Here is a 19,766-nt window from a genome sequence, read left to right as displayed (position 1 = left end):
GGCAAAGACATCAGGCATAGCCTAGCAGCCGAAACCACAGATAATCCAGCGGTAACAGCAACACCGCGCTAAGCAGAAAAATCAGTGCGCACAGCTGTAAACCGGCCTTCGCCGGAACGTTGCCGAGTCCCATCGCCACCACCACCGGCGATGCCTGATACGGCAGCAGCGGCGTAGCGTAGGCAAACACCTGCAACATGATCACGGTGAGCAGCGGAAAGCCAGACGCGTTCGCCAGTTCTTGCGCCATCGGGGTTACCATCGCCGGTACGCCGTTGGCGGTGAGCACAAAATTCAGTAGCGACACCAGCGCATTGAGCACCGCGAAATTGCTGAAGGATGGGTGTTCGTGCAGCGGCAACACGTTAAGCAGCGCATTGGCGATCATCCGTCCCAGGCCTGAATCCACTACCAGCGTGGCGACGCCAAGAATCCCGGCAATGTAAATGCAGGTGCGGAAATTCACCCCGCTGGCAAAGTCCTCGCTGGAGATAAAACCTACGCGCGGCAATAAACAGATACAGGCCGCCGCCAATCCCACCCACGCAGCCGGTAAGCCGTGCACGCTGTCGGTCATCCACAGCAGCAAGGTGATCGCCAGCAGACCAATCAAGCGCCACTCGCTGCGGCTAAGCGCGGTTAAGCTGTCGCGCTTCTGCACCGCTTTGGGCTGCGCGCGAAACAGAAACAGCAGGCAACCTATCAACAACAAGCCTTTAGCGATGCCCACCACCGGCATATGCAGCAACCACCACGGCAACCATTGCAGATGTAGCTGATACGCGCTTTCCGCCGCGCCGCTCAGCACCAGATTCGGCACATTGGCGGGCAAAATACTGGCGGAGAGCTGGAAGGTGCCAAATCCCACTGCCAGCGCCAGGCCAATACTGCCGCGGCTGCCCGCTTTGATTCCTGCGCGTTCGCCCATCGCCAGCACCACCGGCATCAGCAGCGCGATGCGTCCCATATTTGAGGGCATAACAAACGCCAGCAGATAAGTCAGCAGCACGGTTCCCGCAATCATACGCGGCCAGCTTTGGCTAAGCGGCACCACCAGCCAGTTCGCCCAGCGCTGCGCCAGACCAACTTTGCGGATCGCCGCGCCCAGCACAAATCCGCTGAGTACCAGCCAAAACGCCGACGAGGCAAAACCGCTGAATATGCTGCTGGCAGGAGCCAACTTTAGCAACATCGCCGCCGTGAAAAACAGCAAAGCGGTAACGTATTCCGGCAAACGCGCGCTGGCCCATAGCAAAATGGTGGTGCCCACCACCAGCGCGGTGAGCCAGAAGTTGAAATCTGCGGTCATTGATGAACTCCCTTTCTTTTCCAGGTCGCCATAAAGGGCGATGCTACGAGTGGGTACGTTATCCCGCCAGCTGCGTGAGCCAGTGGATTAGCGCAGCGCTGCCCGGCTGGCTGAGCGAGCGCTGCGGCCAGGCGAGGAAATAGGGTTTGCTGAGCGGCAAGCTAAGCCGATCGACAACCACCAGCTCGCCGCGCGCCAGTTCGTTGGCAATCAAACGCCGCTGACCGAGCAGCAAGCCCGCGCCTGCCACGGCGGCATCAATCGCCAGCGAGGTAAGATTGAAACTGAACGACGGCTGCGGCGGCGCATCGTCAATGCCTTTAGCCTGAAACCAACTGCGCCAGTCAGGTAAGAAACGCCCTTCGTTGCCCCAGTCGAGGTGAATCAGCGGCGCATGCTGCAACACCTCCATACCGGCAAAACGATGCAGTAGCGCCGGGCTCGCCACCGGCAACACCTCATCGAGAAACAGCAGCTGCTTGTCCAGCTGCGGATAGCGATCTTCGCCGAAACAGATGACATAATCGGCCGGCGTGGCATTGAAATCCACCTGCGTATGGGTGCCGTGCAGCGATAAATCGATTTCCGGACAGTGCGCGCGCCACTGCGCAATATTCGGCAGCAGCCATTTTGAGGCCAGCGCCGGCAGCGAATAAAGCGTTAATCGCGGTGCCGACGCCGCATGGCGCAGGTTTTGCTGGCCGAGGTGCAGAATGTCGAACGCCTCAGTGACATAACGCAGATACTCTTTGCCCATCTCCGTCAGCATCACGCCGCTTTGTGTGCGCACAAACAGCGTGCTGCCCAACTGCTCTTCCAGCTGGCGAATTTGCTGGCTCACGGCGGCGGGCGTTAACGCCAGCTGCGCAGCCGCTTTCGCCAGGCTGCCCAGTTCCGCCGCCACTTTGAAGGATTGAATGACGCTGATTTTGGGCAAACGCGGTGATGGCGCGGGCATTAAGGTTTCCTTAGCAAGGTGTTAAATTTTTATCGTTACGTATTAACATATCAGCGAGTTACATTCTTTACACACCTGTAACACATGAGAAGTAAAACTATGTCTGCCTTGATTCGTTTCGATCTGCATCCGCTGGCCGATGCCGACTGGCGTCGCACCTGCCGTGAGCAACTTAATCAGCACGGCGCTTTAGTTTTGCGTCAGTTCCTGCAGCCCGCTGCGCTGCAGGCCATCATTGCCGAAGGCGATGCGCAGCGCCATCTGGCGTATCACACCGCCAGCAAACACAACGTTTATCTGATGAAAAAAGATGAGGCCTTCAGCGCCGATCATCCGCGTAATCGCGATGTCATTAGCACCAAAGGCTGCATCACCGATGATGTGATTGCCGCGGATTCGCCGCTGCGCCAGCTCTACAACGATGAACTGTTCAAAAGCTTCCTGTGCGATGTGCTGGGTGAAGAGGCGCTCTATCCGTATGCCGATCCGCTTTCGTCGATCAATCTGCACTACGCGCCCGACGGCCAGGAACTGGGCTGGCACTTTGATAACTCGTCGTTCGCCATCACGCTGCTGGTGCAGAAACCGCGCGCCGGCGCCGTGTTCCAGTATGTGAAAGATCTGCGCGATGCCGATGCCGGTGAGATGAATTTCGACGGTGTAGCGGCGGTGCTGGATCAGCGCCAGCCGGTAGAAGCGCTGGCGATTGATGCCGGTGATTTGGTGCTGTTCCGTGGCCGCAATTCACTGCATCGCGTTACGCCAACCGAAGGCGATATCACCCGCATGCTGGCGGTGCTGGCGTATAATACCGAGCCAGGCATTGCCCTGTCGGAAACCGCCCGCATGACCTTTTACGGACGCTTATAAATCGATTAACGCCCGCCAGCCACGCACAAAAATCTGCTGGGTGCGAAAAGCCACCAGCGCGCGCCAGTCAGCGTCGGCGGGCCAGAATCCTTCCACCAGCTCCTGCTTAATCGCCCGCCCGCTTTCACTGGCTGGATCGCCTTGCAGATGCAGCCAGTGATCGTCGCGCACGCGGCGATGCATCTCCTCGCCAGGATAGGTGCCGCACTCCACCACCAGCGGCAAAATCTGCGTCTTCGGTAGCGACGTCAGCAGAAATTGCGACACATAGCCGGTAGCCGTCGCGGTCACGCCGGTTTCGCTGTCGCGCCCTGCGCCGGTGAACAGCAGCGTTAACCATTCTCCATAAATCTCCTTGCCCCAGTCATGTGCGGCAAAACGCTGCTCGGCAATCGACAGCAGCATCGGATGTCCCCACGCGCCCGCGCCGGTGTGCAGATCGAAGCTGATGATGGTTTTGGCCTGCGACAAGTGATCGGCGATGATGGTTTGCAGCGTGCGGTACGACCAGCCTGGCTGTTGGCCGCCGAAGAAGAAACCGTCCGCCGCGCCATATTGCCCGGCTTCCACCACGCGTTTTATCGTCGGCCAACCGGCGCTATTCAGCGCGTCAGCTAACAGCTTATCGGCACGGGCGCGATCGCCGTGGTAAATGCCATGCCACGCGGCGTAAGCGGGATTGGCGGGTGTGGGCTGTGAAAAATCGATAAAGTGGCGATTGAGGTCGATGTTGTCTTCATTGACGCGGCGTAAATGCGCCGCGCCCCACGGATTGAGCAGATGCAGCATCACGATAGCAGTGTTCGCGGGCAGCGCCGTGAGGTTGAAGGTATCCAGCCAGGCGATCTGGCAATCGGAGCCGTAATAGCCTTCTACGCCGTGCGTGCCGGAGATCACCAGCATCAGCCGTGATGCGTTGGCATCGCCGATTACCGCTACGTCAGTGAAAAGTTCCTCGCCCTGCGGGCCGGGTAACGGATGCGCGTAGGACGTTAATGCGCCGTTTTGCCGTTTGACGGCGGCGAGAAAGCGGGCGCGTTGAGTTGGGTAGTGCGGTAAGTTCGTCATGATTTTTGAGTGAGTGTGGGTGCGGTTGGTGGTCAAGGTCGTCATCAATGGCGACCTTGCGTGCATATGACTTTTACGGATAGACCTTGAATTTGAAGTACTTCTTCGCCAGTTGATCGTAAGTGCCGTTGCTGTGCAGTTCGGCCAGCGCGCTGTTGATCAACTTCAGATTGGCCGCATCGTCTTTACGCAATCCAATGCCCACGCCATTGCCCAACACCTCTTTATCCACCAGCGTGGCGCTGATGACGTACTCTTTGCCGGCTGGCGTGTTAAGAAAACCTTGTTCTGCCGAAACCGCATTGGCCAGGCTGGCGTCGAGCCGTCCCGCCACCAAGTCAGGGTAGATCTCCATCTGATTAGGGTAAGAAACCACACTCACGCCCTTGGTTGCCCACTGCGCTTTGGCGTAGGTTTCCTGAATGGTGCCCTGCGCGACGCCGATTCTTTTGCCGCGCAGCGCGTTAATGTCTCCCGTTAGCGGCGCTTTCGCGGGTGTGAGCAATGCGCTCGGCGTGACGTAAAGCATGTCGCTGAAGGCGACCTGCTCGCGGCGTTTCTCCGTCATCGACATCGCCGAAAGAATCGCATCAAATTTTCTCGCCTGCAGCGCCGGAATGCTGCCATCAAAACCAATCTGCACCCATTGGCACGTCACTTTGGCCTGGGCGCAGATCGCGTTGCCGAGGTCGATATCAAAGCCCTGCAAAGAACCGTCGCTGGCTTTGGATTCAAACGGCGGGAACGTCGGATCAACGCCGAAGCGCAAGGTTTGCTGGGCAAATGAAGCGTGGCTGAAAGCACTCAGCGAAAGCAGTAAGGCAAAGGACAAACTTTTCTTCATTGTTATCTCCGGCAGGTAGCTAAATTCACAACGTCATACAGAGTTAATAACATGGTGGACATGATCTCACTACAGAAATTACGGATTTAATGCAGAGGGAATACTTATTAAACAGAAGGGGTTAAGCGATTTTATCTTCGGCAGTAAGAGAATCTTAATGCCGAAGATGAACGTTATGCGGAAACAAACTTAGTTTGGATACACTTTATAACTTTGGTCACTGAAATAGTGTCACGCGCAAGCGTATTCATTCCATGTATCGCGGTAAATAATATTTCCTTCCGTGTACTTCCAGGTGATCGCCTCATAACGCAACTCTAATGTTTCAACATGAGTGTTGCTCTGACCATTTGGGGCAAGTTAAGGCGAAACCGTGGTGATTTTAACGTTATCCAAAATGATATTGAAATATTCGGACTCAATGCCTGATTCAAGAATCCGATACATCTTGATCGTAGCTTTTTTAAGTGTGCGCCCTTCACATACAGCGCGATAAAGAATTGGTGTTGTCTTGTCGAACTCTTTTACTATCACGATAGGTTGATGGACTCGCGTTGCGGTCAATTTTCCCCTATTTGGATCTACTGGGATGGTTATGCCGTGTGAAAATGATTTTAATTCGATAGAACCTAACCTCAGTGGGATTAAACAACTTCCAACAATAGGCGAGCCATTTTCATCTTCTAGCCATAAATGTGCGGGCGTCGACATACAATATCCTTATCTGTTAACAGTTTTTTAAACTTCATCATTTTATGTAACGAGCCACGATGACCAGCGCGAATATAAAGAAAACCGCAATAGGCCAAACTGGACTTCCTGGAAAAAAATGAGCCTGAAGTAATGCAAAGACAATGGTCAATATTGCCGGTCCGTATATCCATACTAACGATCTAACTAATGAACACATTGAGTCTTTTATAAATTTAATCATAGCTACCTAATCAACCGGGTAATGATATCTGCAATATTTTCTTCAGTTGCCCACTGAGCATCCAGGGCACTCGCGCGTTGCATTACGGGTTCAATTAGGAAATACATCATTTCCAGATTCTGTAAATAGAGCGCTGAATAATAGACGGGATATTGAGTTTGAAGGCGGTGCGCACTATCTGCTGCCCTCTGAACAATACCATACAAAGCTGCTGCTCCCACTACACCACCGGCTATTCGCCCTGTCAGCGCGCTGATCTCCATACTCAGGTTTAATCCCATGCGAACGGCGCTGGCTGCCGCCATAGCAAAACCTGCGTTAGTCAGTGAACTTGCAGCAATATGAACATTAACCGTCATAAGCTTTTTCTTTATGTATTCTAATTGCTGTGCAGTTTTATATTTTAGCAGTTCTTCAAAATATACTTTAAGCATCTCAAAGCCAATATCTCCATGACTGAGAAGTCGGTAAACCCCATCCCGAAAACGGACATCTTCATTTTTTTGCCGCAGGCATACATCGTTATATTCATCAGTGAAACAGGACGTGTAAAACAACGCTCGGGTAGCACCAGCACCGATTGATTTAACCTGTTCCGCTACCTGTTTCCGACGACATCAACGGCATTGTCAAGTTTCATTGCGAGAATTTTATTTGCTTGAAGATAACTGATGACTTCACTGTTGTTAAACATAACTTTTGCATCCTATATCCTTATAGTAACTGTGGTCTACGATACTGATTATCAAATTTTAGATCCACCTATTACGTTAGGTCATTTCTATATAACAAGTGCGCATGTCATTCTTTTGTCATAACTCGCTCACGCTGATGTCAGAGCCGATTGCATATCCTGATGGCCTACCTTCAAATCAGGAGTATTAAGATGAAATTGAACAAACTCACCCTTGCAGCGGGTATGCTGCTGGCTATCGCAGGCGGATGCGATTGACGTGCGCCTTTTGTCGCAGCGAATGCCTAAACAGGCGGTAGCGGAACTGCAGCCGCTGGTGGCGGCTTTCAATTAGATGCTGGGGCGCCTTGAACGGGGTTATCAACAGTTGAGCCAGGTTTATGTTGATAAGGCGCACGATTTGCGCACGCCGATCCGCAACTGCTGCAACGCGCGCTGGCGAATCTGATGGCAAACGCCTTGTGCTAGGGCGAACGAGATTCCACCGTGCGCATTTTCAATCGGGGCAGCGCTTTGATGGTGGAGAATCAGGGCCCGGCAATGAGCGCGGAACAGCAGGCTCACATCTTTGATCGCTTCTGGCGCGCCGATGCGTCACATCATCAGGGCAGCAGCGGCTTGGGATTGTCGATTGTGCGCAGCATTATGCATTTACATCAGGGAAGTTGTGAGATGCATAGCGAGCAGGGTGTGAACCGTTTTACGTTGCGGTTTCCGTATTGATCTTGCGCGATAAATCGCGCCGCTACAGAAACGTGCGTCCATCCGTAGCGGCGCAATTTATTGCGCGAAATATTTAAATAAAGGTAAAAATCTCGTCACGCGGCAAACGTGATTTCGGCAGCGCGGCGTTGAAATCCGCATCGCTGCGATAGCCCAGCGACACCAGCACCACGCTGGTAAAGCCTTTTTCACGCAGACCCAGCGCCTGATCCAGCGCACGCTGGTCAAAACCTTCCATCGGTGTGGCATCAATGTCCAACATCGCTGCGCCCAGCAACAATCCGCCCAACGCCAGATAAACCTGCTTTTCCATCCACTGCGGCACATCGCGTGATTCATAGCGATGCATATCGACATAGCTGCGACGCACCATGTCATTGTTCGCTTTGCTTTCCGGCTTGGCGTAACGGCCATCAGCATCTTCCTGATCGAGCACGTTCTGCAAATGCGCTTCATCCAGATCGGTGCGCATGCACAGCGCGATAACGTGCGAGGCATTGCGCACTTTCGGGCTGTTATAGGCAAAGGCGCCATCGGTGGATGCGGCGATTTGCTCGCGACCCGCTTCGGTGGACGCCACCACAAAATGCCAAGGCTGGGAGTTTACGGATGACGGGCTGTTGCGCAGCACGTTCAGCAGGGTTTCGATTTCATCCTGCGGCAGGCTTTTACCCTGTTCAAAGGCTTTCACAGTGTGACGACGAGCGACTGCATCATTGAGTGTCATGGCTTAATCCTTTTTCTTTGTAGCGCGATAAATCGCGCCGCTACAGAAGCGTGCGGATATCCGTAGCGGCGCAATTTATTGCGCGTGGTTTGCATGATTTATTGCGTTAATTTGGTTAAAACCCGCTCAATACGATCTTGCCGCGTGCACGACCGCTCTCGATCAGCGCATGCGCTTTGCGCAAATTGGCGGCATTGATAATGCCGTGATGTTCGCCGGCGGTGGTTTGCAGCGTTTGGTCATCAATTAACTGGCTCACGCGCTGCAGAATCTCATGTTGGCGCTGCATATCGGCGGTATGGAACAGCGAACGGGTGAACATCAATTCCCAGTGCAGTGAAATCGCTTTGCGCTTGAGCGGCACCGCATCCAGCGTCTCAGGATCATCGATCAACGCCAGCTTGCCCTGCGGCGCGAGCGCATCAATCAGCTGATCGTAATAGCTGTCGGTATGCGTCAGCGAGGCGACATAGCGCACCTCTTTATGTCCAATCGCCGCCAGCTGTTCGCCCAGCGGTTGAGAATGATCAATCACATGGTGCGCACCGAGTGAACGCACCCAATCCGCCGTTTCCGGGCGGGAAGCGGTGCCGATCACCGTCAATTTGGTTAGCTTGCTGGCGAGTTGCGTCAATATGGAACCGACGCCGCCACCTGCGCCAATAATCAGCAGCGCGGCGTTGTCATCGGCTTGTACCTCAAGACGATCAAACAGCAGTTCCCACGCGGTCAGCGAGGTCAGCGGCAGCGCGGCGGCATCGGCGTCATTCAGTGAACGCGGTTTGTGCCCGGCGAGGCGTTCATCCACCAGGCCATATTCGGCATAGCTGCCGGCGCGCGTGATATCACCAGCATAAAACACCTCGTCGCCCGGCTGGAACAGCGTGACGTCTGCGCCCACTGCTTCCACCACGCCTACCGCATCCCAACCGAGAATGCGCGGCTGATCGGTTGGCGCACCGGCGCGCACTTTGGTGTCCACCGGATTCACCGCAATGGCGTGAATTTTTACCAGCAGATCGCGCGCGCCCGGCGTTGGCTTATCAACCTCAAGCTCATACAGCGCATTTTCATCGGAAATCGGTAAACCGTTTTGGCTATAAACAATGGCTTTCATCAGGCAGATCCTTATTCATCAGCAGGTTTGGTGAAGTAAATTCAGCATAGCGGTCCGCAGCGCAATGAAAAATGCCAGTTGCAGGTGAACACTTTCACTCTTAGAGTGAAAATCCCTGCTGACTACCATGATGAATAAGAAGATGATCCGACTGGAAGATGTCACTCTGTTTGTGCGTTCAGCCGCACTCGGCAGCTTTTCACGCGCGGCGCGCGAGGTGAATTTACTGCCCGGACAGGTCAGCGCGGCAATTCAGCGGCTGGAGCGGGAATTGGATCGCCGCTTGTTCGCCCGTTCTACCCGCAGCCTGCGCTTAACCGCCGAAGGGGAAAAGTATCTGCCCTTTGCGCAGGAGATGCTGGCGCTGATGCATGCCGGTGCCGAAAGCTTGCAGAGCGATGAAGATGCGCTGAGCGGCGAGCTAAAAATCGCGCTGCCGTCGGATATTGGTCGCAATATTTTGCTGCCGTTGATCACTGACTTTTGCCGCGCGCATCCGGCGCTGGCGGTGCGGCTCTCCTTTTCCGACCAGATCAGCGATGTGTTTCGCGATCCGGTGGATATCGCCATTCGCTACGGCAAGCTGGAAGACAGCAGCTACGTGGCGTTGCCGCTGGCGGAGGATAATCGCCGCGTGATGGTGGCGTCGCCGGATTATCTTGATCGTCACGGTCGCCCGCAACAGCTGGAGGATATCGGCCAGCACCATCATGGCCTGCTGTTTATGATGGGCGGCCACGTGTACGACAAATGGACCTTCCCGCAGGATGGCATGCGCCGCCAGATCACGGTGAAAAGCCGCATGCTGTGTGATGACGCCGAAGTGGCGCGCCGCTGGGCCATCGCCGGTATGGGCATCGCTTATAAATCGTGGATTGATGTGTGTGACGATGTGCTGGCCGGCAGGCTGGAGCGCGTACTGCCGGAGATGCCGGGCGAAAGCACGCCGCTGCACCTTATCTGCCCGCATCGCAAACAGTTCTCTCCAGCGATCCGCGCGTTGCATGAGGTATTGCGCACGCCGCTGCGTGCGTTAACCGCGAAGCTCACCCAGCATGAGTAGCGTCGCGATTTATCGTGCAGCTTAGTCATTGAACTTTGCGCGCTGCGTTGTAATTACTGTCACACAGGGGCCCGCATTTAGGTCGTTATGCTCGTCAGTTAAGACGTGAAAATCCTTAGTTACCGAGAGCTCACATTGTAGCGGCGCAATGCATTGCGCGATAAATCGCGCCGCTACGGAAGAAGCGGTGATTTGATACGGCGCTTAACTGAGCGGCATTACGCCATGAATGGCGACCTCATCACATCAACTTACCCTGGAATATCGGCACGGATTCGAACAGATAGCCATCAAAGTCAGGCGCGTCGGCATCCGATAACTCCAACAACGTGTTCTTGACGTTTTCCAGGTGCTGCCACATTGCCTGCCAGGAACCCATCACATCCCGGCGTCGCAGCGCGGCCAGAATGGTTTGATGATCGCCCAGCCACTTCAGGCGATAGGCGCGGGTTTCATACTGCGGTCGCAGTTGCTGCCAGAGCGGGCTGGCTTCGTGATGACGCCAGACGCTGGTCACCGTATCGAGCAGCATCTGATTTTGCGTCGCGCCTGCCAGTAGCAGATGAAATAGCTTGTCGTTATCCTGGCTGCTGTCGTTGAGTGCAATGGCGCGCTGCTCTTGCTCCAGCGTGCGGCGCAGGTTTTCAATATCGGCTTTGGTGGCCATTTTGGCAGCGAAGGCTGCGATGTTGCTCTCCAGCAGCTGACGCGCCTGCAACATCTCGAACGGGCCGACATCGCTGCGGAAAAAGGCCTCTTCCGCATCCTCGCTTTCTGAAGGAATGCGCATCACGTAAACGCCAGAACTTTGACGAATATCCACCGTGCCTTCCAGCTCCAGCATTAGCAACGCTTCACGCACAATGGTGCGGCTCACGCCCCAGGTTTCGGCCAACTGCCGCTCTGGCGGCAGTCGTGATCCAACCGGATAATGACCATCAAGGATTTGCTGACGCAGATGCTGACCAATTTCCTGATACTGCTTTTTCTCTTGTGGCGCTTCGGCTTTTTCCACGCTCTCACCCTTTTGCATCATGGTGCATTCGGCCCGGCCGCGTCCTGTGCGAGCCGGAACCTGACTGCTATCTGGGCGCTAGTGTACCAAAGCCAGTGCCTGATCGAGTACCTTTGCACCATTCAACGTGCCGTAAGCCACGGTATCGATCACCGCAATCGGCAGCTGATAGCTGTCGGTCAGCTTTTTATTCTCCTCCAGCTTAAAGCGCACCTGCGGTCCCAACAGCACCACCACCACGTCCTGACCGTAGTTTTGTAACTCTTCACGCAGGTTCTGTTCCGGAATGGCGTAGATCTGGTACTCAAGACCGCGTGCTACCGCCTCTTTCTCAATGCGGGTGACTAACATCGAAGTCGACATGCCTGCCGCGCAGGCCAGAATAATGCGTTTCATTGGTGGTCCTTATTTGGCTTCATCGTCAATGTTGAGGGTCAATTGCTGGGTATCGCGCAATTGACGGAACCAGTGCGCGGATTTCTTCATCCGCCGCTGCCGCTGGTTGTCTAGGTCGATCTCGATCAGTCCGTAGCGGTTTTTGAAGGCGTTCATCGGCGAAACGTTGTCGGTAAACGCCCACAGCATGTAGCCCTGACAGTTGCTGCCCGCTTCACGCGCACGCACCGCCTGGTAAAGATGTTCAGCAATAAAGTTGATGCGGTAGTCGTCCTGAATTTCGCCCTGCGTATCCTTAAACTGCACTTCGTTCTCGATGCCCATGCCGCTCTCGGCCACAAACCACGGCAAATTGCCGTACTCCTGTTTCATGCGCTGCGCCATGTCGAAAACAATGCGTGGCTGAATTTCCCAACCGCGCGAGCTGTTCATGCGGCGGCCTGGCAACTCAAAATGTTCGTAGTAAAAAGCGGGATGGAATGGCGTCTCTGGGTGCCAGGCGCGTGAAGGCGCTTTAACACGATGCGGATAGTAAAGATTCAGCCCCACTTCATCGACGGTGTTGGCGGCGATGATCGCCAGCTCTTCCTCGGTCGCATCCCACTGCACCTCATGTTTATCCAGCAACTGCAGTAATTCCGCTGGATAGACGCCTTTGATTGCCGGATCGAGAAACACCCGGTTGTAGAACAGATCGTAGATTTTTGCGGCTTTAACATCGTGCGCCGCCGAAGAGCGCGGATAGGTCACTTCCGGATTGAGAATGGTGCCCACCGTGCCAGCATAACCCTGCTGACGGAACAGCTTAACCACCTTCGCCGTGGCGAGATTTTTATGGTGATTCCACTGCATCCACTTATGGGTGTTCTGTTCATACGGCCAGCGCAGTGCATCAAGATAGACGCGCGTCTGCACCACAATCGGCTCATTGAAAACAAACCAGCGCGTCACTTTTCCGGCGTAGCGGGCAAACACCTTCTCGGCATAGCGAGTAAAAAGCTCAACCACATGTTTTGATTGCCAGCCGCCGTACTCTTCCAGCAACTGTAGCGGCAGTTCGTAATGTTCGAGACACAACATCAGTTCAATGCCCTGACGCTGCATCTCGTCAATCAGCTGGTCGTAGTAGGCCGCGTACTCCTCATCAACCACCGCGTTTTCATAGTCGGTGAGAAAACGCGACCAGTTGATTGAGGTGCGATAGTGCGTCAGCCCCGCCGCTTTCATCAGCGCCACGTCTTCGCGGAAGCGGTTGATAAAATCCGTTGCTACCGCCGGTCCATAGCCGTTATGCCAGACGTGGCGATCCTGCTGATACCAGGCATCCAGATACGAATCCTGGCCGGCTTTTTTGCCGCTCCAGCCTTCGGTTTGCCAGGCCGATGCCGCCGCGCCGAGAATAAAACCCTGCGGCAGCGCAATGGTGTGCTTACTCATAGATTCTCCTTAATTTTGTGCCAGTTCGGCCTGCAGATTTTTTGCTTCCGCCGCTTCGGCGCGACGCGCGGCCACCTTGACAAAAGGCAGATAAATCAACACCGAAACTACGATGCAGATGATCTGCGTCACCACCGCGCCCATCGAACCGGCGGTAGAAAGCCACGCATTGATGATCGGCGGCGTAGTCCAGGGAACCATCACCACCGCTTTACCGGCAAAGCCCATCACCGTGGCGAAATAGCCAATCGAACCGGTGACCAGCGGCGTGATGATGAAGGGAATGGCGAGAATGGGATTGAGCATGATCGGCATACCAAAAATCACCGGCTCATTGATGTTGAATAAGCCAGGTCCAAACGACAGTTTGGCGATTTCACGCATCTCTTTACGTTTGGTGGCAATCATCACGGCGGTTAACAGCCCGATAGTCAGGCCGGAACCGCCGATGCTCATGTACACATCCCAGAATGGCATGGTGATGATGTTTGGCGCTTCCTTACCCTGCTCGAAGGCGTTCATGTTGACCAGAATCGCCCCCAGCAGCAGCGGCTCACGAATCGGTTTCACCATCTGGTTGCCGTGAATACCAATTACCCAGAACAGCTGGGCAACAAACATCAGCAGCAGAATGCCCCACAAGCTCTGCACCACCGATTCAAGTGGCTGCTGCACCACTTTGTACACCGCGTCGTACAGGTACATGCCGGTGATCTGATGGAAGATAAAGCCAAAGGTGGCGACCAGCGTGACGGTGATGATCGACGGAATCAGCGCAGAAAATGACGCGGCAACGTTCGGCGGCACGGTATCCGGCATTTTGATTTTCAGCCGTTCAACCTGCTCCAGCCGGCAATAAATCTCCACCGACAGAATGGCGATAAACATGCCGAGGAACAGACTTTTGGTATCGGAGAACTGTTTCGCCAGCACATCGGTTACCACATGCATCTGGCCATCCACCAGCATTTGCAGCGTGGTGGGCGTCACCGAGATGAAGCAGATGATCGCCAGCAGGCCGGGAAACAGCGTTTTAATGCCGTTAATGCGGCCCAGTTCGATACCAATCAGAAACACCGCGCCGATATTCAGAAAGCTCAGCGTGGCGTAGTTAATGCTGCTGGTGATCGGTTTCAGATCGGCGAGAAACGACAGCGCAGAGAAACTGGCGAGGCCATTTTTCGGGTCCAGCACCATGTTGGAAATCAGCACCGAAAACGCGCCGACGATGATCACCGGCATCAGCGTAATAAACGAGGCTTTGATCGCCATGATGTAGCGGTAGCTGTTGAATCGCGTGGCAAAGCTACCCAGTGAATCGATAAGACGTTCCTGTAGAGACATTGGTCAACCCTCAGCGGTTTTAAGTGTTATGCATCAGCTTGATGGTTCGTGGCATACCAAAATGGCGATATTTGCCGTTAATTTCTGTGATCATGCTCGCGGAACTCCTTTTTGGTATTCCGGTAGCATCTTTATTACCAATTTGGCATACCAATAAGTGAGGCGGATATGGATTTTGAACAAACGATGATGGAGTTGCTGATTAATGCTGGTGAGGCGCGATCGCAAGCCATGATGGCGATCCAGCAAGCGCGTAAAGCTGACTGGCAAGGGGCGGACGAGGCTTTAGCGGCATCCGACGAGGCCGCGAAAGCCGCGCATAAAATCCAGACCGCGTTGATTGGCGCCGATGAAGGCAGCGGCAAAGTGCCGGTCACGCTGATTTTGGTGCATGCGCAGGATCATCTGATGACGGCGATGCTGTGCCGCGATTTGGCAGGCGAGTTGGTGCTGTTAAGGAAGGAGTTGCATGGGGAGTAAGGGTGCAGCACGGTAAATTTAACCGACATCAAATGCTATACGGCTATTAACCGTACGCGTTGACTTATCAAAGCGATAAGGTTTACATTATCCGCATACGGTTATTAGCCGTACCAAGCTAACTGAAATGAAAGACTTCACTCACATTGCAACGCTGCATAAGTTTAAGGACTGACGTCAACAGGAGGCGTTTTTACTCAACGAGGCTCTCGCTATGCCAAAAGTATCCGCACTTTCCACCGATACGCGCGCCGTTAAAGATGCGCGCGTAGAGTTAAAAACCAGTTCGAATCTCAAAGAAGTCTTAAAGGAAGCAGCAACCGCTGCAGGGTTAGATTTGAGTGCCTTTATCTTAAATGCGGCGCTTGAGCGTGCAGAAACCGTTTTGGATAATCAGCGACGTCGCCAGCTTTCGGAAGAGAGTTGGCAGCAAGTGAATCAGCTCATGTCTGAACCTGCAGCTCCGACGCTGGCGTTACAAGCGTTGATGCGAAGGAAAAGAGCAGATGGAAAATTCACGGAATAACAGCGCTGACGTTATGGTGTGCGCTTATCAGGCTGATATCACCTATCCCGGTAATAAGCACTTCGATTGCGGCAACGCAATTATCAACTCCTTCGTGCGCAACTCGCTTAAAAAAAGCGTAAAAGAGGGAAATTGTGCAGCGAAGGCGTTGATTGATGCTAACTCGGGCGAACTGTTGGGTATTTGCACCTTCAGCGCCTACTCCCTGTTGAGACAAAAGCTCACAGGCGTGGTGTCCGGTTCAATGCCAGCCGAAGCCGGCGTGGTGCGCCTGGTTATGCTGGGAGTCGCCGTCAAAGAACAAAACAAGGGTTTTGGACAGGATTTGTTAGGCGAATTCTTCGAACACGTCAAAATAATCCATGACGCATTACCTGTAAAAGGCGTTTATCTTGACGCTGAACCCAAAGCCGTGAATTTTTACACCCGCCTGGGATTTGTGGCATTGCATGAGCCGCCCAATGTATTTGGCGCAATCCCGATGTTTCTGGCGATTCAGCACATACTCGCTGCGTAATCCATCATGATTAACCGAGGAACCTATGGCGCTGTCACATGAAATGATTCTGATCTACACCACCTATTTCGTCGCTACCGCCAGTCCCGGCCCGAGCAATATGGCGATTATGGGCACGGCGATGAAACAGGGACGCGGCGCGGCACTGGCATTAGCGAGCGGCGTGATTGGCGGTTCAATGATGTGGGCGCTTCTGGCGGCTTGCGGGGTTCTCACCGTGCTGGCCACCTTTGCGCAACTGCTGATTGTGCTGAAGATTGGCGGCGGATTGTATCTGCTGTGGCTGGCGTTCAAAGCAGGGAAATCGGCGCTGCGTCGGCCAGATGCCAGTGAATTCGCACCGGTCAGCGAAAAAGCGCGATTCGGCAGAATGTTTCGTCAGGGCATTTTGATGCACGTCGGCAATCCTAAAGCGATTTTGACGTGGGTGGCGATCATGTCGGTGGCGTTAAAACCGGGTGCGGCGGCATCAACCTTGCCGATGATTATTGCAGGCTGCGCGGCAATTTGTGTGCTGGTGTTTGGCGGTTACGCGCTGCTGTTTTCCACCGCGGTGATGACGGCTTTCTATCGCCGCATCCGTCGTGGGCTGGATGCGCTGCTGGCTTGCTGCTTCACAGTTGCGGGATTGAAACTAGTGTTTAGCCGGAGTTGATGTGGGCAGGTCGCCATCAATGGCGACCTGAAAAAACCATATCGGTGCGCATTTATGCGCACCTATACATCAGGAATTATTCGGCGGCGTGGCGTCGGTTTCGCTGAACGCGGGCTTCTGGCGCGTTACAGAATAGACCACGTTTTTCGGGCTGTTCGGATCGGTGGTGACATCCACGGATGCGATGGTCACTTTGCCAAAACCAAACAGCGTCTGCACGTAACCACCAATCTGGTGTTTACCTGGCGCAACACGAATTTCTCGTTTTTCACCCTTCTTCAGCAGCCCCGCATCCTGACCATCTACCGTCACATAGACAGAAGAACCGTCATCGGTACGCGTCACCAGATGCGAAACGTTAATCACCGTTGGGCCGGTCTCGAATGGAGAAGGCGAATCATTATTGTCGATTGGCGCGCCGGTTGCAGGCTGAGCGGCGGACGCGTCCGCAGTCGCAGTGCTGTCATGAGATGTACCAGTAACGGCGGCAAGGCGGGCGCAGCCGGTGAGCATGATTGTTGCCATCAAAGTGGCTAAAGTGAAGCGCGATAACATCGTGACGAAAAACCCCTGCTAAATGAGAAGCGCGTATTTTAACGTGACTTGCAGAGTGATGACAGTCACACAAATACAGTATTTTCCGAAAACCGCTTAATAAATACCTGGCTGAAAAGCGCGTCGCACGGAATGCGAAACGAAACGGCGGCCACGCAGGCCGCCGGAGGGAATTACCAGCTGTAGCTGACGGAAGCCACAATGGTGCGACCGCTGCCGTAGAAGCAGGCGCTTTCATTACTGCATGACGCCACGTAGTGCTTATCCGCGAGATTATTGACGTTGAGCTGCAGCGTGGTGCCACGCAGCGATTTCGCCGCTTCGCCCAGCTCATACTTCGCCATCGCATCATACAACGTGTAGTGCGGTACTTTGTCGACGCCAATTTCATCCGCTGGCGCGGTGCCGGTATAACGTACGCCGCTGCCCAGCGTTAAGCCGCTCAGCACGCCATCAAGGAAGGTATAGCTGCCCCACGCCGACGCCGCATGACGCGGAATGCTCGACGGTGAATGGCCGATGCGCTGCGTGATGCTGCTCTCTTTGGTCACCGCATCGGTGTAGGTATAGGCCGCTAACAGTTTGATCTCTGGCGTGATCTGCGCATGCGCTTCGGTTTCGATGCCTTTCGAACGCACTTTACCAATCTGCTCGTTGTAGCCGGTCACGCTGTTATAAGCGGTGATGTTTTTCTGCGTGATATCAAACGCTGACACGGTAAACACCGCGTCCCAACCTACCGGCTGATACTTCACGCCCACTTCGGTCTGTTCGCCGGTGGTCGGTTTGAACGGATCGGTGCCTGGCGCGCCGCTGTTGAGGTTTGGCTCGAACGAGGTGCTGTAGCTGACGTACGGTGAAATGCCGTTATCAAACGCATACAGCAGACCCGCGCGGCCAGTGAACTTGTTGTCATTCTGCTGGGTTTGGCTGTTGTCGGTGCGATCCTGCGTGCGTACTTCGCTCCAGTCGTGACGTCCGGAGAGCAGCAGGTTCCACTGATTCCACTCCAGCTGATCCTGCAGGTAAACACCCACCTGATCGAGCTTCTTGCGCGTGCTGGTAGTCAGCGTCAAATCGCTCTCGTTGATGCTGATGCGCGTTGGATTCGCCCAGTCGAGGATGTACTGATCGCCGCTGTCACGCCACAGTTTGTTATCCACGTCGCTCCACTTGTAATCCAGCCCGCCGAGCACGGTGTGCGCGATGTTGCCGGTTTCAAAGGTGGCTTTCAGCTGGTTATCAAGACCCAACTCTTTCGACTTGATCTTGTCATGCTGCGGACGACGATTGATCGAGTGATCGTTATCGGCATCAAAGGTATACACCAGATATTTGTACGATTCGTCCATGTTGCTGTAGCGCAGATTCTGCGTGAAGCTGACGTTATCGCTTAAATTGTGCTCGAAGATATAGCCGATCGAAGTCTGTTCGCGCTTGGCTTCGTTGAAGCTCGGATCGCTGACGTTGAAATCGTAAGGGATAAAGCCCGCGCTGCTCTCTTTCAGCGTACCGCTGGCCGGCAGGAAGTTACGGTATCCCGCTTTCGGCTCGTTCTGATACATCGTCAGCAGCGTAAAGCTGGTGTCCGCGTTAGGCAGCCAGGTTATCGCTGGCGCAATCGCCATGCGCTGCTGCTTATTGTCCTTAACGAACTCATGTTTGGTGCTGGCAATACCGTTCAGGCGGTAAAACAGCGTGTTGTCATCATTCAGCTTGCCGCCAAAATCAAACGCCGCTTCACCCAAATGCTGGTTGCCGGTGCTGAGCTGCACTTTGTGAATGCTCTGCGCGGTCGGGCGCTTGCTGGTCATGGCCACGATACCGCCCGGATTCACCTGGCCGTACAGCACAGAAGCTGGGCCGTGGATCATCTCTACGCGCTCCAGCAACCAGGGATCGATCTGCCCCGCTGCGCCCGCCTGGCCGGATAAACCGTAGCTCAGGCCATCGAGGAATTTCGGCGCATAGCGGAAACCGCGCGCGATGATCTCATCATTACGGTTGGAGTTACCGCGATAGTTGGTCAACACGCCGCTGCTGTAGCTCAGCGCGTCCGCAACGGAAGCCGCAGCCTGATCGTCCATCTGCTCGCGGGTAATTACCGAAATGGATTGCGGGGTTTTGCGCAGCGGCGTCGCGGTTTTGGTGCCTGCCGCGCTCTCTTTCGCCACGTAGCCCTGCAGCGGCGAAGTCACGCTTTCACGCGTGTCGGCGTTGACGGTAAGGGTCTCTTCGGCAGCCACGCTGAAGGCGGCTGGTGTCACCAACAGAATTGAGGCCAGAGAAAGGTACAGAGGATTGAATCTGAACTGCCGTGCCACAGCAGGTATTGCTGAATTTTTAGCGTTAACGGACATAGTTGCCATCTCTATTTCAAACTGCCTTGTAAATGAAATAATCCGTTCAGTCGCCCTCGCCTAACGACAATGGCCGTAACGGATTGAAATATTAATCTCTTGCGTAATTGACGGTCCTAATCTCCCCGCGTGACGTCCTTCACAAAATAATCCACTGAAATTACGAAGGTTTAT

At 54.3% G+C, this 19,766-nt stretch carries 19 protein-coding genes and 2 pseudogenes; 7 read left to right on the top strand and 14 right to left on the bottom strand.

What is annotated here, in order from left to right:
• Positions 1-10: 10 nt before the first annotated feature.
• Both ACVLVH_RS00960 and ACVLVH_RS00955 read right to left on the bottom strand, forming a co-directional pair.
• On the bottom strand, positions 11-1,309 hold the full coding sequence (locus ACVLVH_RS00960; protein WP_498948390.1) for an SLC13 family permease: 1,299 nt from the start codon (positions 1,307-1,309) through the stop codon (positions 11-13).
• Between the two features lie 58 nt (positions 1,310-1,367).
• Positions 1,368-2,267, bottom strand: coding sequence for a LysR substrate-binding domain-containing protein (locus ACVLVH_RS00955; RefSeq protein WP_498948389.1), 900 nt, complete (start codon positions 2,265-2,267; stop codon positions 1,368-1,370).
• A gap of 99 nt (positions 2,268-2,366) precedes the next feature.
• On the opposite strand from ACVLVH_RS00955, the gene ACVLVH_RS00950 reads away from it, so the two are divergent.
• Positions 2,367-3,137 (top strand): 2OG-Fe(II) oxygenase, encoded by a 771-nt coding sequence (locus ACVLVH_RS00950; RefSeq protein ID WP_110866747.1) that lies wholly within the window; start codon positions 2,367-2,369, stop codon positions 3,135-3,137.
• Here the strand turns inward: ACVLVH_RS00950 and ACVLVH_RS00945 are convergent.
• The 4 genes and pseudogenes from ACVLVH_RS00945 to ACVLVH_RS00930 form a co-directional block, all read right to left on the bottom strand.
• A complete protein-coding gene (locus tag ACVLVH_RS00945; RefSeq protein ID WP_498948751.1) occupies positions 3,132-4,205 on the bottom strand; it encodes a DUF2817 domain-containing protein in 1,074 nt (357 codons plus the stop codon). The two genes, ACVLVH_RS00950 and ACVLVH_RS00945, sit on opposite strands and share 6 nt — an antisense overlap.
• 73 nt (positions 4,206-4,278) lie before the next feature.
• Positions 4,279-5,049 (bottom strand): transporter substrate-binding domain-containing protein, encoded by a 771-nt coding sequence (locus ACVLVH_RS00940; protein ID WP_498948388.1) that lies wholly within the window; start codon positions 5,047-5,049, stop codon positions 4,279-4,281.
• Positions 5,050-5,280: 231 nt separating this feature from the next.
• A pseudogene (locus ACVLVH_RS00935) lies at positions 5,281-5,760 on the bottom strand (Hcp family type VI secretion system effector).
• A gap of 225 nt (positions 5,761-5,985) precedes the next feature.
• Positions 5,986-6,677 (bottom strand): annotated as a pseudogene (locus ACVLVH_RS00930) (hypothetical protein).
• Positions 6,678-7,163: 486 nt separating this feature from the next.
• Here ACVLVH_RS00930 and ACVLVH_RS00925 point away from each other — a divergent pair.
• Positions 7,164-7,400, top strand: coding sequence for a sensor histidine kinase (locus tag ACVLVH_RS00925; RefSeq protein ID WP_498948387.1), 237 nt, complete (start codon positions 7,164-7,166; stop codon positions 7,398-7,400).
• Between the two features lie 73 nt (positions 7,401-7,473).
• On the opposite strand, the gene nfsB is transcribed toward ACVLVH_RS00925, so the two are convergent.
• The gene (nfsB, locus tag ACVLVH_RS00920) at positions 7,474-8,127 is read right to left on the bottom strand and encodes an oxygen-insensitive NAD(P)H nitroreductase (RefSeq protein ID WP_280173218.1); all 654 of its coding nucleotides are present in this window, start codon (positions 8,125-8,127) and stop codon (positions 7,474-7,476) included.
• Positions 8,128-8,242: 115 nt separating this feature from the next.
• Positions 8,243-9,244: a zinc-binding alcohol dehydrogenase family protein gene (locus ACVLVH_RS00915; RefSeq protein ID WP_192413224.1), complete on the bottom strand. Its 1,002-nt coding sequence runs from the start codon at positions 9,242-9,244 to the stop codon at positions 8,243-8,245.
• A 142-nt stretch (positions 9,245-9,386) separates the two neighbouring features.
• Between ACVLVH_RS00915 and ACVLVH_RS00910 the strand changes: the two genes are divergently transcribed.
• Positions 9,387-10,307 carry a LysR family transcriptional regulator gene (locus ACVLVH_RS00910; RefSeq protein WP_192413490.1) on the top strand — a complete coding sequence of 307 codons (921 nt, stop codon included), beginning with the start codon at positions 9,387-9,389 and terminating at the stop codon, positions 10,305-10,307.
• A 241-nt stretch (positions 10,308-10,548) separates the two neighbouring features.
• Here the strand turns inward: ACVLVH_RS00910 and ACVLVH_RS00905 are convergent, their stop codons facing one another.
• The 4 genes from ACVLVH_RS00905 to ACVLVH_RS00890 form a co-directional block, all read right to left on the bottom strand.
• Positions 10,549-11,322, bottom strand: a complete 774-nt coding sequence (locus tag ACVLVH_RS00905; RefSeq protein ID WP_036650080.1) for an FCD domain-containing protein — start codon at positions 11,320-11,322, stop codon at positions 10,549-10,551.
• 78 nt (positions 11,323-11,400) lie between these two features.
• Positions 11,401-11,718, bottom strand: coding sequence for a PTS sugar transporter subunit IIB (locus ACVLVH_RS00900; RefSeq protein ID WP_008110135.1), 318 nt, complete (start codon positions 11,716-11,718; stop codon positions 11,401-11,403).
• Positions 11,719-11,727: 9 nt separating this feature from the next.
• On the bottom strand, positions 11,728-13,155 hold the full coding sequence (locus ACVLVH_RS00895; protein WP_192413225.1) for a glycoside hydrolase family 1 protein: 1,428 nt from the start codon (positions 13,153-13,155) through the stop codon (positions 11,728-11,730).
• A 9-nt stretch (positions 13,156-13,164) separates the two neighbouring features.
• The gene (locus ACVLVH_RS00890; protein ID WP_061719102.1) at positions 13,165-14,499 is read right to left on the bottom strand and encodes a PTS sugar transporter subunit IIC; all 1,335 of its coding nucleotides are present in this window, start codon (positions 14,497-14,499) and stop codon (positions 13,165-13,167) included.
• Between the two features lie 168 nt (positions 14,500-14,667).
• Here ACVLVH_RS00890 and ACVLVH_RS00885 point away from each other — a divergent pair, with 168 nt between their 5' ends.
• The 4 genes from ACVLVH_RS00885 to ACVLVH_RS00870 all read left to right on the top strand — a co-directional run bounded on the left by ACVLVH_RS00885 (position 14,668) and on the right by ACVLVH_RS00870 (position 16,677).
• Positions 14,668-14,979 carry a PTS lactose/cellobiose transporter subunit IIA gene (locus ACVLVH_RS00885; protein WP_110866737.1) on the top strand — a complete coding sequence of 104 codons (312 nt, stop codon included), beginning with the start codon at positions 14,668-14,670 and terminating at the stop codon, positions 14,977-14,979.
• Between the two features lie 214 nt (positions 14,980-15,193).
• Positions 15,194-15,505 carry a type II toxin-antitoxin system TacA family antitoxin gene (locus ACVLVH_RS00880; protein WP_110866736.1) on the top strand — a complete coding sequence of 104 codons (312 nt, stop codon included), beginning with the start codon at positions 15,194-15,196 and terminating at the stop codon, positions 15,503-15,505.
• A complete protein-coding gene (locus tag ACVLVH_RS00875; RefSeq protein ID WP_192413226.1) occupies positions 15,486-16,022 on the top strand; it encodes a GNAT family N-acetyltransferase in 537 nt (178 codons plus the stop codon). The genes ACVLVH_RS00880 and ACVLVH_RS00875 overlap by 20 nt, the downstream gene beginning before the upstream one ends.
• A gap of 25 nt (positions 16,023-16,047) precedes the next feature.
• Positions 16,048-16,677: a LysE family translocator gene (locus tag ACVLVH_RS00870; protein ID WP_192413227.1), complete on the top strand. Its 630-nt coding sequence runs from the start codon at positions 16,048-16,050 to the stop codon at positions 16,675-16,677.
• A 69-nt stretch (positions 16,678-16,746) separates the two neighbouring features.
• Here the strand turns inward: ACVLVH_RS00870 and ACVLVH_RS00865 are convergent, their stop codons facing one another.
• Positions 16,747-17,232 carry a hypothetical protein gene (locus tag ACVLVH_RS00865; protein WP_101761737.1) on the bottom strand — a complete coding sequence of 162 codons (486 nt, stop codon included), beginning with the start codon at positions 17,230-17,232 and terminating at the stop codon, positions 16,747-16,749.
• Between the two features lie 173 nt (positions 17,233-17,405).
• On the bottom strand, positions 17,406-19,592 hold the full coding sequence (locus ACVLVH_RS00860) for a TonB-dependent siderophore receptor (protein WP_498948381.1): 2,187 nt from the start codon (positions 19,590-19,592) through the stop codon (positions 17,406-17,408).
• Positions 19,593-19,766 lie beyond the last annotated feature (174 nt).

This window comes from Kluyvera sp. 1366 (assembly GCF_054823405.1).
The sequence above is the reverse complement of the archived record's forward strand: the minus strand, read 5'-3'. Positions and strand labels throughout refer to the sequence as shown.

Excerpts from the sequence above, each read along its gene's own strand:
- ACVLVH_RS00960 (WP_498948390.1), bottom strand. The coding sequence starts at position 1,309 with ATGACCGCAGATTTCAACTTCTGGCTCACCGCGCTGGTGGTGGGCACC.
- ACVLVH_RS00955 (WP_498948389.1), bottom strand. The coding sequence starts at position 2,267 with ATGCCCGCGCCATCACCGCGTTTGCCCAAAATCAGCGTCATTCAATCC.
- ACVLVH_RS00950 (WP_110866747.1), top strand. The coding sequence starts at position 2,367 with ATGTCTGCCTTGATTCGTTTCGATCTGCATCCGCTGGCCGATGCCGAC.
- ACVLVH_RS00945 (WP_498948751.1), bottom strand. The coding sequence starts at position 4,205 with ATGACGAACTTACCGCACTACCCAACTCAACGCGCCCGCTTTCTCGCC.
- ACVLVH_RS00940 (WP_498948388.1), bottom strand. The coding sequence starts at position 5,049 with ATGAAGAAAAGTTTGTCCTTTGCCTTACTGCTTTCGCTGAGTGCTTTC.
- nfsB (WP_280173218.1), bottom strand. The coding sequence starts at position 8,127 with ATGACACTCAATGATGCAGTCGCTCGTCGTCACACTGTGAAAGCCTTT.
- ACVLVH_RS00915 (WP_192413224.1), bottom strand. The coding sequence starts at position 9,244 with ATGAAAGCCATTGTTTATAGCCAAAACGGTTTACCGATTTCCGATGAA.
- ACVLVH_RS00910 (WP_192413490.1), top strand. The coding sequence starts at position 9,387 with ATGATCCGACTGGAAGATGTCACTCTGTTTGTGCGTTCAGCCGCACTC.
- ACVLVH_RS00900 (WP_008110135.1), bottom strand. The coding sequence starts at position 11,718 with ATGAAACGCATTATTCTGGCCTGCGCGGCAGGCATGTCGACTTCGATG.
- ACVLVH_RS00895 (WP_192413225.1), bottom strand. The coding sequence starts at position 13,155 with ATGAGTAAGCACACCATTGCGCTGCCGCAGGGTTTTATTCTCGGCGCG.
- ACVLVH_RS00890 (WP_061719102.1), bottom strand. The coding sequence starts at position 14,499 with ATGTCTCTACAGGAACGTCTTATCGATTCACTGGGTAGCTTTGCCACG.
- ACVLVH_RS00885 (WP_110866737.1), top strand. The coding sequence starts at position 14,668 with ATGGATTTTGAACAAACGATGATGGAGTTGCTGATTAATGCTGGTGAG.
- ACVLVH_RS00880 (WP_110866736.1), top strand. The coding sequence starts at position 15,194 with ATGCCAAAAGTATCCGCACTTTCCACCGATACGCGCGCCGTTAAAGAT.
- ACVLVH_RS00875 (WP_192413226.1), top strand. The coding sequence starts at position 15,486 with ATGGAAAATTCACGGAATAACAGCGCTGACGTTATGGTGTGCGCTTAT.
- ACVLVH_RS00870 (WP_192413227.1), top strand. The coding sequence starts at position 16,048 with ATGGCGCTGTCACATGAAATGATTCTGATCTACACCACCTATTTCGTC.
- ACVLVH_RS00865 (WP_101761737.1), bottom strand. The coding sequence starts at position 17,232 with ATGTTATCGCGCTTCACTTTAGCCACTTTGATGGCAACAATCATGCTC.
- ACVLVH_RS00860 (WP_498948381.1), bottom strand. The coding sequence starts at position 19,592 with ATGTCCGTTAACGCTAAAAATTCAGCAATACCTGCTGTGGCACGGCAG.